This window comes from Enterococcus sp. DIV2371 (genome assembly GCF_050498525.1).
Taxonomy (GTDB): Bacteria; Bacillota; Bacilli; order Lactobacillales; family Enterococcaceae; genus Enterococcus_B; species Enterococcus_B mangumiae.
This window is the reverse complement of the sequence record NZ_JBIPAJ010000001.1, coordinates 694875-708409: the sequence shown is the minus strand read 5'-3', so window position 1 is coordinate 708409 and position 13535 is coordinate 694875. Positions and strand designations below refer to the sequence as shown.

Sequence of the window (13535 nt, the reverse complement as noted above, 5' to 3'; positions counted from 1 at the left end):
TCAGACACGACTATATAAACCATAATATAATCGTTCTCTTTTCAATTGAACGAATTGGATTTGTTGATCTGGGATTTTTCTTTCCTCCATCCAACGATTTCTAGCCGCAAACACTTCCCAGAAATTCACGGACACCCATTTCCGGCGTTGATCTAACGCATTGAAAAAGTTCAATGAAACTGGTTTGGTATGAAGTAATTCATGTAAACGGAGTTGTTCTCTTGGCGAAAACTCAGATAGATCCCTTGAATAAACAACGTCTTCGTATAGATTCTTTTGTTGCCCGTAAGTGAACGTTTGCGGAATCTCTCCAGGACGAGCGATTTCTACTAAACGATTATAATACGTATTCATTAGTTTGCTATTTGCGATAAATGCACTCTTGAAAAATGCGGATTGGATTTTGGGAATGACCCCTTCTGTTCCTATCAGAGAAAACAGCGCAGGCCATGCTTGGACCTTGAGTTCATTCTTTTGTTTGACTAATACGCCAGGCGTAAAACCGACAGATGAAAGAAAAACAAAATAGCCGATACCAGTTTCTTCATCTAATGGCTGAAAATCGTCAAACAACCATTTTCCAGGATATGTCTCCTCTTCCAATTCTTCTGGGCTTGCTATGAACGCTTTAGCCATTTCTGCTTCAAGAAATTGGAGATCTTGGTCTTTCTCCTTATTTTCTAGTTGCTTGATCTTTTTTGTTATTTCTTCTGCAATCAAAAGTTTATCTTTGCTAGTAAAATTCATAGCTTCACCTTCCTTTCCTCTCTTTTAACTATAACGGAATTTCACTAAAATTGGTATCTATAAAACAATAAACGAACGAATTTCTCTTGATAGAAAAACAGAGAAAAGACAAGGGACCGTCTTTTCTCTGTTTTTTAACTTTTTTATTAAGACTTTTGATGATTACTTAGTTCTTTTCTTGCGACAGACCTTCGTGGATTCTTTCGATATTCCACTTCATCATGTCATAATAAGAGTCACCATCTTCGCCTTCTTTAGCGATCGAATCAGTGAATAGCTCGTCAAAGATCTCAAGACCTGTTTCATTTGCCACACGCTCCATGCTTCTTGGGTCAACACTTGTTTCTACAAATAAGACTGGGACATCTGATGCACGAACTTGACTGACGATCGATTGCATTTGTTCAGGTGTTCCTTGGCTTTCCGTGTTGATTTCCCAAATATAGCCCGCTGGTAGATCGTACGCTTGTGAGAAGTATTTAAACGCACCTTCACTTGTCACTAACAACTTTTGATTTTCTGGGATCGAATTAAAGCTTTCTTTTGCTTGTTGATCTAATTCTTTTAATTTTTCAATATACGCATTGGCATTTTCTTCATATTGTGCCGCATGATCCGGATCTTTTTCAGCAAAGATACGTGCGATTTCTTCCACATATTTGATGCCGTTTGAAAGATCTAACCAAGCATGTGGATCTGCTTCTGTCTCTGACTCTCCTCCTGATAAATACAGAGGTTCGACTTCTTTACTTACTGCAAAATAATCTTCATTTTCTGTTTTATTTGCTGTATCCATCAAGTTGTCAAACCAGCCATTACCAGTTTCTAAGTTTAACCCGTTGTATAAGATCACATCGGCATCACTTGCATTTTTGATATCTTCTGGCAATACTTCATATTCATGGGGGTCTGTTCCAACTGGGACGATACTATGGACAGTAGTTAAATCTTTTCCGACTTCTTTTGCCATATCGGCAATGATCGAATTCGTTGCTACAACTGTCAGTTTTTCCTCGTTCTCTTCTGCTGCCGAACTGCCGCAACCTGCAAAAATAAATAAAGCAGCTCCGATCAACCATAAGATGTTCATTTTGTTTTTCATGTATATACTCCATTTCTATCGTTAGTTTTTTTACGACTCGGCATTCTTTTTTCGTTTATTTCTTGAAAAAACAATTCCTTTAGTCGGTGAAAATAAAAAGGCCAACGTAAAGAATACTGCACTGGTCAACACGATTGTTGCTCCTGATGGCCAATTGTAACTATAACTGTAAAACACACCGATGATGGCACTCAATACACCGACTGTCGCCGAGATAAAAATCATTTTTGCCAATCGATCGGTCAATAGATACGCGGTTGCTGCTGGTGTGATCAACATGGAGATGACTAAAATCGTCCCAACTGTCTGTAAACTCACAACGGCAACCAGTGTTAAGAAGAACATCAATAAATAGTGGATAAGCGTCGTATTCAAGCCATAAGCTTTTGCCATCATCGGATCAAACGAAGTGATTTTCAATTCTTTATAGAAAATCAACACGAACAGCAACACGATTCCACTGACGATCGCAGTCATCAACATATCACTTTCTCTGACTGCTAAGACATTCCCAAATAAGATATGGTAAAGATTCGTCGCACTTTGAGCAAAAGAAATCAAGATGACCCCTAATGCAAAGAAAGAACTAAAAACGATCCCGATTGCTGTATCATTTTTCAAGCGACTCCGTTGTGTGACAAATCCAATGATTCCAGCTGTCAACATCCCAAATGCGGTAGCTCCTAAAATATAACTAAAACCAAACATATAAGAAATCGCCACTCCAGGTAGTACTGCATGAGAGATTGCATCCCCCATCAACGACATGCCTCTTAAAATAATAAAAGAGCCAATCACACCTGAAGCTAGTCCTACGAGCATCGATGTGATCAATGCGTATTGTAGAAACTGATAATCCATTAACCCCTCAATAAACGATTGAATCATTTTTCCATTACCCCTTTAGCTAATTGTCCAATGATCTCCCCATAAGCCAACTGTAGATTTTCTGAAGTAAATACTTCGCCAACTGGTCCAGCTGCGATCAGCGCTTGATTCAATAAAATCACTTCATCAAAATAAGCTTCGACTTTGTGCAGATCATGATGGACGATCACAATAGTTTTTCCTTCATTTTTCAGTTCATTCAAAATAGCAAAGATTTTTCTTTCACTGACCGCATCGATCCCTACAAACGGTTCATCTAAAAAGATCCATTCTGCGCCCTGAGCCAATGCTCGGGCGATAAAGATCCGCTGTAATTGACCACCAGATAATTCACTGATTTGACGATCTTCATAGTCCGCCATATCAACTTTTCGTAAAGCTTGCTTCGCTCGTTCCTTTTCTTTTTTCCCAGGTCGTTGACCCAAACGCAAGGATGGATAGGTTCCTAATAGAACGACTCCTAACACATCGATTGGAAAAGAAAGATCCAACTCACTTCGTTGTTCCACATAGGCAATTTTTTTGCGGATCGTTTTTATGGATCGATCGTCAAAAGTGATTTCACCAGAAACTTTAGGAACTAGCTCCAATAAAGCCTTCATAAAAGTAGATTTCCCGGCACCATTCGGTCCTATGATCCCGGTAAATTTTTGTGCTTGGATAACTGTTGATACATTATTTAATACTGTCTTTCCTTGGTACGCAACCGTTAAATCTTTAACGGAGATTTCATTTTTAGACACCTTTCGCCACTCCTTTTTTTCGGCATACCTAACTTTTTATTTAATCTTAGTTTAACTAATATCAAAATGATTTACAAGTGTTGTGAAAGATTTTTTTGATTTTTCTCGCAATTTTAAAAATTTTTATGTAAAATCACAAACAAGAGCCTTAAAGTAATATTCGTTATTTATTTTCTCAGTTATAAAATGAACTTATTTTTTACTTTATCACTCAACTTAAAAAAGGGGTTTTTGTATGGAAGAAGAAAAATTAACTCGGAGTCTCAGCGCCCGTCATATTCAAATGATCGCGCTAGGAGGGACGATCGGTGTCGGTCTGTTCATGGGTGCTTCATCCACCATCCGTTGGACAGGGCCTTCTGTAATGGTTGCTTATGCTGTAGCAGGCTTCTTTTTGTATCTGATCATGCGTGCCTTAGGTGAAATGCTGTATCTTGATCCCTCTACTGGTTCATTTGCTAATTATGCAAGTGAATATATCCATCCCGTCGCAGGCTATTTGACCGCTTGGAGCAACATTTTTCAGTTTATCGTGGTCGGTATCAGCGAAGTGATCGCTGTAGGGGAATATATGAACTACTGGTGGCCAGACTTGCCTCAAATCATACCAGGGATCATTGTCGTCCTCTTTTTGATGTTCGCAAATCTTGTATCAGTCAAAGCATTTGGTGAATTAGAATTTTGGTTTTCTACTATTAAAGTAGTCACGATCATTTTGATGATCATCGCTGGTTTAGGAATTATTTTTTTCGGATTCGGTAATCATGGCGAAGCAATCGGGATTTCAAACTTATGGAAAAATGGTGGTTTCTTTACAGGCGGCGTAAAAGGTTTCTTTTTTGCTCTATCGATCGTCGTTGCCTCTTATCAAGGAATCGAATTGATCGGAATGACCGCAGGTGAAGCGAAAGATCCGCAAAAAACGATCGTCGAAGCGGTGCAGTCAACGATTGGGCGTATTTTGATATTTTACATTGGCGCAATCTTCATCATTGTCAGTATCTATCCTTGGAACCAATTAAGCGAACTAGGATCACCGTTTGTTCAAACATTTTCTAAAATTGGAATCACATTTGCGGCTGGTTTGATCAATTTTGTTGTGATCACCGCAGCTTTATCTGGTTGTAATTCTGGTATTTTCAGTGCCAGTCGAATGGTTTATACCTTAGCAATCAACGGCAAAATGTCTAAAAAATTCTTGAAACTTACCCGACATGGCGTTCCATTTTATCCAGTAGTAGCCATCTCATTTGGTATTTTGATTGGGTTGATTTTGAATTATTTGTTGCCATTAGTCTATTCTCAAACACAGGATCTATTTGTTTTTGTCTATAGTTCCAGTATCTTACCAGGAATGGTCCCTTGGATCGTTATTTTGATCAGTCAAATCAAATTTAGAAAGAGTCATCAGTTGGAAATGGCGTCACATCCGTTCAAAATGCCTTTTTCTCCATATACCAATTATCTGTCATTAGGCTTTTTGGCAGTCGTTTTGATCTTTATGTTCATCAATCCTGAAACAAGGGTTTCATTGATGATCGGTTTCGTTTTCTTAGTGTATATGGCGCTCTACTATTTTGTACGTGAAAGAAAAATCAAGCAATAGTAAAAGAAGTCAAGACTACACAATGGTAGTCCTGACTTCTTTTATTCTCTATAATAACCAGATTGCACAACTGCTACTCACCAGGGACTAAACTTTCTACAAGAGTGTATTAACATGTGATTTCAATAATCGTTCTGTTCTTTACTTTGTTCTAGTATGGTATGGTGTGGTTTAGTGAATTCCAATTGAGTGTGTATAAATATAGAAATAAAGTCCCTGGCAAATAGCAGTTGTGCAGTCTGATTTTTTTCTCTACTGATAGTCCCAAACGTATGGATGACCTTATTACTTTCTTTTGTTCTCCACAAAAGTGACAGAAAAACACATGCTAGAATTAGTTGATGGCTTAAATGAATACTCCCAGCCATACTTGTCTAATAGTTGTTGTACGATAAACAGTCCGAGACCAGTACCGCCAGTATCACGACTTCGACTATAATCTGGTCGATAAAACGGCTGGAAAATCTTACTTAATTCCTCCGCATCCAGTATCTGGTTGACCTCATTTTCAATCAATAATTGTTTCCCATCGAAAAACAGACTGATTTCCCCTTCATGCTTTGTGTATTTGAAAGCATTACTCAGTAGATTATCTAAAATCTTATCAAGATCATTTTTATTCCCGATGATCGACTGCTCTTTTAGGTGAACGACTAGCTTTTTCTGTTCTGCTTCAGCTAGTATCCGAAAAGAAGTTAATTTATGTTCAATCATTTCTTTGATAGATACTTCTTCATAGACCACATCATCTGACGGCAAATGATTTCTCGAAGCAAAGAGAATATTATTGATCATTTCTGTTTGTTCTTGCAAAATATTTTTGCAAACTTCTAAATAGCGTTCTCTATCTTTGAACTTACCGACATTATAGATCATGCCATCAATCAGCCCCATCAATGACGCCACGGGTGTTTTTAATTCATGCGAAGCAACTTGCATGAACTCTGATTTTGCTTTTTCTAATTCTTTCGTTTTTGCTACTTCAAGCTCTAAAACATCAATCGTTTGGATCAAAGACGCATATAATTGATTGATATCTTGCGCTAAAAGTGAGATTTCATCCGTACCTTTGACATCACAACGAATATCCGCATCTAAATCGATCATCTTTTCTGTCACTTTGGAGATTTCTTTGATTTTTTTTGTTGAATAAATACTATAATAGTAGGCACCTATTCCACCGATGATCAGTGAGATGATGATGATAAATGGATATAAATGAAGTAAAACTTGACTTGCTTCTGCGACTGGTTGCAACGAATACATACCGAGTAAATAATAAGTATTACCTTCTTTGTCCGTAATTTCTTGATAAAGACTCATTTCATCAGAAAAATAGTTTATTCCTGAATAATCAAGATTCACATCAAAAAATGGACCAATGACTCTGCCATTCTTATCCATCAACATGAGATCAAGATTTTGTTCTCTTCCAAACCAGTATTGATCAACCTCCTTTTGTATGGTAGATAAATCTTTGTTCTCGATACTCTTTGCCACTTGATTGAATTCCTTGTTTATTTCATTTAGCTTCATTCGCTCATAATAGACAGGCATTGTAAAATATAAAGCAACCAATGAGATGATCGAGACTAAAAAAATGATGACCCCAGAAAACAGAAAATTTTTCAGCATGATGTTCATGGTGAAACCTCTAATTGATAACCTCTATTTTTAATTGTTTTTATCGATAATAGAGGCATTTTCTTTCGAATGTTTTTAATATGATTATCTAATATGCGATTCTCCAAATGATATTCATACGACCAAACTTGATAAACCAATTGTTCTCGCGTGACGATTTTCCCTTTATTCCTTATCAGAACCACTAAAATATCATACTCTTTTCTGGTTAAGTGGATTTCTTCTGTCTGATGTTTTACAAGACCACCATCTAAATCAATGGCATACTCTCCGATAGTTATATGTGGATTTCCTTTATTCAACCGAAAAACATTTTCGATACGTTTGATCAAAATAAGCGGTGAAAAAGGTTTAACCACATAGTCACTGATCAAATGAGAGAAACTGAGTAATTGCGTATATTCATCATCTAACGCAGTTAACATGATGATGGGCACATCCGAAGTTTCTCTTATTTTCTTTAAAACATCCGTCCCCCTTATCCCAGGCAACATAATGTCCAATAGGATCAAGTCAAATGTTTCCTCAGCAAAAACTTCCAATGCCTGTTCGCCACTCCTGACTGAACAGACCTCATATTTTCGCTCTTTTAAAAATTCCGTTACGATTTGATTGATCATATATTCATCTTCAACTACTAGAATTTTCTCCATGTGTACCTCTCCTTATTCAAAGCGAAGCGCCTCGATAGGGTTTAATTTTGATGCTTTCATTGCCGGCAATAGACCGAATATGATTCCCATCATTGAACTGAAAATCAAACTGCCGACAATTGAAAGTGCGGATACGATATAAGGATAATCAAGCGACTGAGTAATGGCATAGCCACTGAGTAATCCAATCAGCACACCCAGCACACCACCAATCAAAGTCAGGACGACCGCTTCGACTAAAAACTGTTTTAAAATAGTTTTTCTTCTTGCACCGAGGGCTTTCTTTATCCCAATTTCTTTCGTTCTTTCTGTAACTGAAACCAACATGATATTCATCACACCGATCCCTCCGACCAATAAAGAGATACTTGCTATACCAGTTAAAAGAATAAAACTTGATTGATTCATTCGTTCCAATTCCCTGGCAAATTCGCTAAGATTCATTATCCCATACTCATAATCGGATGGTGGGATCTGTTGGTTAAGGATCTCTGCTGCTTTTTCCGAAGCAGTTTGTAATTGATCGGTATGATTTGTTTGGATCGTGACAAGTGGTACAATATCCAACTCATCAGATAGTTTATGTGCTTGCTGCAAAGGAACATAAGCTCGTTTTTCAAAACTAAATATATTGCTACTATTTGGATCTAATTTAAATACACCTTGAACTTTAAAGGGAACACCATTCACTTCGACAAACTGTCCTATACCTTCTTCATTCGGAAACAGTTCATCATATAGCTCATTTTCTAAAAAAATCACTTGTTGATTCTCTTTAAATGCTTGAGAACCAAATCCTTCTCCTTTGATGAAGTTTAATTGCTCTAACTCCTCAACAGATGAAGTGACAGCAGAAACTTTGGCGTCGGTTCCTTTTGCTTTCCTATAGATTTTCCCATCTTTTTGATAGGACAAACCACTCGCTAAGACTTCTGGTATTTCATTGATTTGCTTCAGTACCTCCTCACCCAAAAATGGAAAATATAACGGTTTTTTCTCTTCCTTGTCAGACAGGATTCCACCAGACATAAGGTTCTGTTGGAAAGCACTTTTTCTGTCATATTGGATATTCATCGTATTATTGTTGCCACCAATCATTTCTCGTTTCATTTTTTCGGTGTTACCTCCGATGATACTGAAAATCGAAATAATGGCAGCAATCCCAATGATAACACCTAGCATGGTCAATATCGAACGCATTTTATGAGCAAAGATCGATTGTAAGGCAAATCTGATTTCTTCCATTTCCGATCACCTCACTTCATTTTGTTCGTCGCTGATTATTTGACCATCTCGTAAAGTAATCGTTCGTTGACATAACGCTGCGATTTCTGGCTCATGAGTAATGAGAATAATCGTCTTTCCCGCTTGATGGAATTGCTTGAATAGCTCCATGATTTGACTACTTGTTTTTGTATCAAGTGCCCCTGTCGGCTCATCGCCTAAAACAAAACTAGGATTGGTGACTAAAGCTCTCGCAATCGCCACTCGCTGTTTTTGTCCTCCAGATAATTCCATCGGTTTGAATTCACTTCGATCCTCTAAACCGACGAGCTGCAACATATCCAACGCACGCTTACGTCGCTCTTTTTTATTGACTTTCTTATATGTTAAAGGCATTTCCACATTCTGCGAAACGGACAATTTTGGCATAAGATTGAAATTCTGGAAAACAAAACCGATTTTTGCATTGCGAAAATCAGCCAATGAATTGTCAGCTAGCGTTTTGACGTCAGTTCCTTCAACGATATAATCTCCTGAGGTCGCCGTGTCCAAACAACCGATGATATTCATCAATGTTGATTTTCCTGATCCTGAAGGCCCCATGATCGCAACTAATTCGCCTTCATTGATCTGCAAAGAGATATCTTTAAGAACTTGCAGCTCTTTTCCGCCTTGCCAATAAGACTTATGGATGTTGTTAAGCGTCAACACTCGCACCAACCTCCATTCCTTCGACCATTCCTGTTTGTGGCAAAGCAAGCTGATCTTCAACTGTCAATCCTTCGACTATTTCTGCGAGTTCATCCTCCATCAGATTTACCTTTACTTCATGCTCTTTGATCCGATCATTTTCTACTTTCCAGACATAATACTTTTCATCTTTTTCCATGAGGTATCTTTGATTGATGATCACTTTTCCAGCCACAAAATCTTTCGGTAAAACATTGACATACACATTCGAACCAATCAATGGCATCTCTTCTTTTGGATCAATCTTAACTTTATAAGGAAACTTAGATAAATTAGGGTTCTCTTCTTTTTGATCGTCTTGTTTTGCCTCATTCGTTAAGTTTGCCACCTGCACAATGCTTCCTTGCCAAGTATTCTCTTGGTTTTTACGATCCATGATTTCTACTCGCTGATCGACAGCGACCTTTTCACGATCAAATTCAGTGACTTGACCATCCACATACAAGTTGGAATCATCAAGGATCTCCATAAAGTTTTCTTCTTTTTGACGTTCTTTGGATTGATTGACTAAGTCGCGATTCAATGATTTGATTCTTCCTGAGTGATCAGCTGTCACTGTGTCTTCATTCAAACGTCCTTTTTCGTTTTCCAGAAGTAATTGCGCCCTTCTTAATTCTGTTTCTGCATTCTTCACTTCATTGTCGCCAGCAATAGCTTCTGCATGTAAACCTGTGACTTCTCCTTCTAACGCTTTGATCGTACTTTGCAACTCTTCCGATTTTTCTTTTGCATAATCCTGTCTTGCTTTTCCGAGCTCTGCTACTTTTTGATTATGTGCCGTCCATTTTTGACTTGCAGTCGCTCGTGCTTGTTCTACCGCTCTCACTTTGATTTCTACATCCATTTCAGCTTCAGCCACTTTTGTCTGCTGATCTGTTTGGTACGTAAATAAAGGTTGCCCTTTTTCAATGACATCTCCTTCATTTACCAAAATTTCTTTTACTGACCCACGTTCCGGATCGATTTTGATTTTATTACTATTATTTGGCATGACTTTCCCAGCTAAGATCAAGTTTCCAGATTTTACTTCATCGATGAGAGATTTAACAGAGCGTGCTTCAATCGTTGTTGCTGAACTATTTTCTTTCGTGCCGCCACTGGTTGCAACCAGACTGATCGCACCAATCCCTAGTAAAACGACGATGACAGCTATTGGCAAATACCATTTTCGGTTGAACTTTGTTCTTTTTTTTTGCTTCATGTACCTACTCCTTCATTAAGATCAGTCATTAAAAAAGCGCTTATATAATTCTATCCAAAGCTCATTCCTCTTCTTTTTCCGACACTTCTTCATCAAACATTTGAACAACCGTTCCATCATCCATAACTAGTTCCGTTCCTTCTTTTCCATCAACAGTCACTTTTCTCTCGCTTTTCACATTTGGTATTTCAGCCTCATTCGACTCTTTTGTCCCTGAACCACAGCCTGCTAAAAGGCCGATTGAAAAAGCTAATACAAGATACCCTTTATACTTTGTTCCTTTTTTCATCATAAAAAACCATCCTCTTCTATTTGTTTTAGTTATGTTTCGCTTGTTATGTTTACTATCATACATAACAGACCTATTCTCTTTCTAAAGCTAATCTGTTTTTTGTGTAATTTTTTTATTAATATTTTTAGAACAAAAAGATAGCGCTCTATTTTTATGTAAACAAAAAAACAACCCAAGTGATCGTTGGATTGTTTTTCGTAATGAAGCGAGGGATTCAATTCATTTATTTCGTCAACTCATAACTATCTTTCAGCAAGTAGACAACTTGTTTTTCTTCAACTGCACCATTCAGCGCCACACTGATCCAATGGTTCTTATTCATATGATAGGCAGGATAATACCCCTCACTCTTTTTCAGAATCGAAATGATTTCTTGATCAGCTTTCACATTGAGGAGTGGTACTTTTCCTTCCCATCCAATCCCAATTTGTCTTTTTCAATAGAAACGACCAAGCCAAACCATTTACCTGACGATCGATGCCGCAACACGATATACTCAGGAAATTTTGCAAAAGGATGATCGATTTGGACGTCTTTTAAGGTAGCTGTGAAATCGATGAGTTTTTGTGTTAGGTCCATAGGTAGGTTCTCCTTTCTGACAACAAATAAAATAGGATGATCATCAGTCAATTTAAACGATGTGTCATGTTACATCTAAGGAATGATACATCATTTGGTTATCAATGATCGAATTATTTTTTGTGTGTTGAGGGCTTTTATTATGCTTCCTCCACCAAATAACCTCATGTCCTTTTATATTGTAAATATTCCCTTTTTAACCAGTGTATTTTCTTTCTGTGTATTGCTGTCTTTAATAACTAATAGTAACTTTTTAAAAACCATTTTATGAGTATTTTTGTTGGAAATAACTTGATATGATAGTTGATAAGCTTCGGTCACTATATGACAACCATGATTACACTCGTAAACCTAAACCTAGATCAAGCATGAAAGTCATAGTTGAATATATTTTTCTTCGTGTTTTTATCCATTATGAGTTGTCAAAAATAAATTCGTTTCAGCAAATATAGTGACCGTGAGCTTACTTTTACTCCTTTGTCTTTTTTCTACTCAATAAGGATAAGTATTGTCACAACAAGTAAAAAACATCGGATTTTATCAACCTTCACGAAGATATTTCTATTTCATATCATGATCATTATATTCCCTTATCCTAAACAGATAGTGCTGAGTCTAGAATAAACAACTAATACTTTTATTAACTTAAAGTCAGGCTCACACCGGAATCCGTGTGATTTTTTTGTAAATAAGCGGAAAAATCCATAAAAATTTGATGAGTCACTTTTATGAATGATTCCCTAATTTTGTGGCTCTACACTTCAATAGCAATAGCCTCTTTTCAAGTAAACTTCTTACTCAAGCATATCAAAATAATTATTCTCAATACAAGAATAAAATCCAATTTAATATCTTGTTGTCTTACTCAGTTGATTTCTAAAAATTCCAGCATATTAATATTTTCATAACAAACACAACCTTGAAAATCCTGATATTTTTATTCACCCTCAAAATGTCTGCTCTCTACCTCAATATGCTACTCTCTATAAACAAAAATCAGGTACTGCCTGAAACTTCACTAACGGGCAGTACCTATAAAAACAATATATAATGGACGTCTATAAGTTAGATTTTACCAAATTATTATTTTTTATACGTTCAAAAAAACAATGAAAGAAATCCAAATTTTGGATTTCTTTCATTGTTTTTCTTATTTTTAATAGGTGCATCTCATTATTTTAATTGTTCTTTTAATTCATTCTGTATCCGTGTTAATTCTTTTTCTTCTACTTTTTGGTAAGAGATACCTTGTTCACCTGTCACTCCATCTCCAGTAAAACCTGTACCCATTAGTTGATCTGATTTTATTTTTTTCAGTGCTGGTCGGTATTGTTTAACCATACTTTGCATCATGTTCCACGGTACGTCAGTTTTCATATTTCCACCAATTATTTCTAGGAAATCTTTATAATTCGTCAAGGTTTTTATTGATTTCAATTGGTCTATAATACCAGTAACAATTTGTCGTTGTCTCTTTTGCCGACCATAATCGCCATCAGGATCATCGTAACGCATCCGAGAATATTTGAGCGCCTTTTCGCCATCCAAGTGTAATTTTCCGATTGGGAAATCGGTTCCTTCATAATTAAAACTGAAGGCATTATTTACGTCAACACCGCCCACAGCATCAACTAATTCTTGCATGCCTTTTAAATCGATTTGAACATAATAATCAATCGGAACATTTAATAAATTTTCTACAGTTGATAGTGACATAGGAACGCCCCCATAAGCATAGGCGTGATTGATTTTATCCGTTGTACCATGCCCTACGATTTCTGTATAAGTATCTCTTGGAATGCTGACTAATGTGGTTGTTTCTTTTTTAGGATTGACTGTAGCAACAATCATCGTATCTGATCGCCCTTGCTCTGTTCTACCTAAATCACCGCTATCCGTTCCTAACAATAAGACAGAAAAAGGTTCGCCAGACTCATAATCTAAGCTGTCATTTTTTGAACCGTCTGTTCGTTCGATTGCTTCATAGGATTCATTTGCTGTTGCTTTCACATCAAAATAGATTTTTCCGACATAGCCAATAATCCCAATAACGACAATCAACATGACCGCTAAAATAGAAAGAAAGATTCGTTTAACCATTGACAT

At 36.9% G+C, this 13535-nt stretch carries 14 protein-coding genes; 1 reads left to right on the top strand and 13 read right to left on the bottom strand.

Annotation, left to right across the window (positions count from 1 at the left end):
- The 4 genes from IGL24_RS03255 to IGL24_RS03240 form a co-directional block, all read right to left on the bottom strand.
- On the bottom strand, positions 1-747 hold the full coding sequence (locus IGL24_RS03255; protein WP_206856976.1) for a hypothetical protein: 747 nt from the start codon (positions 745-747) through the stop codon (positions 1-3).
- Positions 748-913: 166 nt separating this feature from the next.
- The gene (locus IGL24_RS03250; RefSeq protein ID WP_206856975.1) at positions 914-1849 is read right to left on the bottom strand and encodes a metal ABC transporter substrate-binding protein; all 936 of its coding nucleotides are present in this window, start codon (positions 1847-1849) and stop codon (positions 914-916) included.
- A 30-nt stretch (positions 1850-1879) separates the two neighbouring features.
- Positions 1880-2737, bottom strand: a complete 858-nt coding sequence (locus tag IGL24_RS03245) for a metal ABC transporter permease (protein WP_206856974.1) — start codon at positions 2735-2737, stop codon at positions 1880-1882.
- A complete protein-coding gene (locus IGL24_RS03240) occupies positions 2734-3480 on the bottom strand; it encodes an ATP-binding cassette domain-containing protein (protein ID WP_206856973.1) in 747 nt (248 codons plus the stop codon). Before IGL24_RS03240 ends, IGL24_RS03245 begins: the two co-directional genes overlap by 4 nt.
- A gap of 235 nt (positions 3481-3715) precedes the next feature.
- On the opposite strand from IGL24_RS03240, the gene IGL24_RS03235 reads away from it, so the two are divergent.
- The gene (locus IGL24_RS03235) at positions 3716-5086 is read left to right on the top strand and encodes an amino acid permease (protein ID WP_206856972.1); all 1371 of its coding nucleotides are present in this window, start codon (positions 3716-3718) and stop codon (positions 5084-5086) included.
- Between the two features lie 285 nt (positions 5087-5371).
- On the opposite strand, the gene IGL24_RS03230 is transcribed toward IGL24_RS03235, so the two are convergent.
- The 9 genes from IGL24_RS03230 to IGL24_RS03190 form a co-directional block, all read right to left on the bottom strand.
- Positions 5372-6730: a HAMP domain-containing sensor histidine kinase gene (locus IGL24_RS03230; RefSeq protein WP_207700021.1), complete on the bottom strand. Its 1359-nt coding sequence runs from the start codon at positions 6728-6730 to the stop codon at positions 5372-5374.
- Positions 6727-7383 (bottom strand): response regulator transcription factor, encoded by a 657-nt coding sequence (locus IGL24_RS03225; RefSeq protein WP_206856968.1) that lies wholly within the window; start codon positions 7381-7383, stop codon positions 6727-6729. Before IGL24_RS03225 ends, IGL24_RS03230 begins: the two co-directional genes overlap by 4 nt.
- A gap of 12 nt (positions 7384-7395) precedes the next feature.
- Positions 7396-8628 (bottom strand): ABC transporter permease, encoded by a 1233-nt coding sequence (locus IGL24_RS03220; protein ID WP_206856965.1) that lies wholly within the window; start codon positions 8626-8628, stop codon positions 7396-7398.
- 6 nt (positions 8629-8634) lie between these two features.
- Entirely contained in the window at positions 8635-9318 is a 684-nt protein-coding gene (locus IGL24_RS03215) for an ATP-binding cassette domain-containing protein (protein WP_206856963.1), read from the bottom strand.
- Positions 9305-10558 carry an efflux RND transporter periplasmic adaptor subunit gene (locus IGL24_RS03210; protein WP_206856961.1) on the bottom strand — a complete coding sequence of 418 codons (1254 nt, stop codon included), beginning with the start codon at positions 10556-10558 and terminating at the stop codon, positions 9305-9307. The genes IGL24_RS03215 and IGL24_RS03210 overlap by 14 nt, the downstream gene beginning before the upstream one ends.
- 61 nt (positions 10559-10619) lie before the next feature.
- Positions 10620-10847: a hypothetical protein gene (locus tag IGL24_RS03205; protein ID WP_242699771.1), complete on the bottom strand. Its 228-nt coding sequence runs from the start codon at positions 10845-10847 to the stop codon at positions 10620-10622.
- A 226-nt stretch (positions 10848-11073) separates the two neighbouring features.
- A complete protein-coding gene (locus IGL24_RS03200) occupies positions 11074-11238 on the bottom strand; it encodes an MmcQ/YjbR family DNA-binding protein (RefSeq protein ID WP_339091831.1) in 165 nt (54 codons plus the stop codon).
- Positions 11235-11429, bottom strand: coding sequence for a hypothetical protein (locus tag IGL24_RS03195; protein WP_242543301.1), 195 nt, complete (start codon positions 11427-11429; stop codon positions 11235-11237). The genes IGL24_RS03200 and IGL24_RS03195 overlap by 4 nt, the downstream gene beginning before the upstream one ends.
- Positions 11430-12602: 1173 nt before the next feature.
- A complete protein-coding gene (locus IGL24_RS03190; protein ID WP_206859648.1) occupies positions 12603-13535 on the bottom strand; it encodes an LCP family protein in 933 nt (310 codons plus the stop codon).

Bases quoted from the DNA above. Each gene is read 5' to 3' on its own strand.
- IGL24_RS03255 (WP_206856976.1), bottom strand. From the start codon at position 747: ATGAATTTTACTAGCAAAGATAAACTTTTGATTGCAGAAGAAATAACA.
- IGL24_RS03250 (WP_206856975.1), bottom strand. From the start codon at position 1,849: ATGAAAAACAAAATGAACATCTTATGGTTGATCGGAGCTGCTTTATTT.
- IGL24_RS03245 (WP_206856974.1), bottom strand. From the start codon at position 2,737: ATGATTCAATCGTTTATTGAGGGGTTAATGGATTATCAGTTTCTACAA.
- IGL24_RS03235 (WP_206856972.1), top strand. From the start codon at position 3,716: ATGGAAGAAGAAAAATTAACTCGGAGTCTCAGCGCCCGTCATATTCAA.
- IGL24_RS03230 (WP_207700021.1), bottom strand. From the start codon at position 6,730: ATGAACATCATGCTGAAAAATTTTCTGTTTTCTGGGGTCATCATTTTT.
- IGL24_RS03225 (WP_206856968.1), bottom strand. From the start codon at position 7,383: ATGGAGAAAATTCTAGTAGTTGAAGATGAATATATGATCAATCAAATC.
- IGL24_RS03220 (WP_206856965.1), bottom strand. From the start codon at position 8,628: ATGGAAGAAATCAGATTTGCCTTACAATCGATCTTTGCTCATAAAATG.
- IGL24_RS03210 (WP_206856961.1), bottom strand. From the start codon at position 10,558: ATGAAGCAAAAAAAAAGAACAAAGTTCAACCGAAAATGGTATTTGCCA.
- IGL24_RS03205 (WP_242699771.1), bottom strand. From the start codon at position 10,847: ATGAAAAAAGGAACAAAGTATAAAGGGTATCTTGTATTAGCTTTTTCA.
- IGL24_RS03195 (WP_242543301.1), bottom strand. From the start codon at position 11,429: ATGGACCTAACACAAAAACTCATCGATTTCACAGCTACCTTAAAAGAC.
- IGL24_RS03190 (WP_206859648.1), bottom strand. From the start codon at position 13,535: ATGTCAATGGTTAAACGAATCTTTCTTTCTATTTTAGCGGTCATGTTG.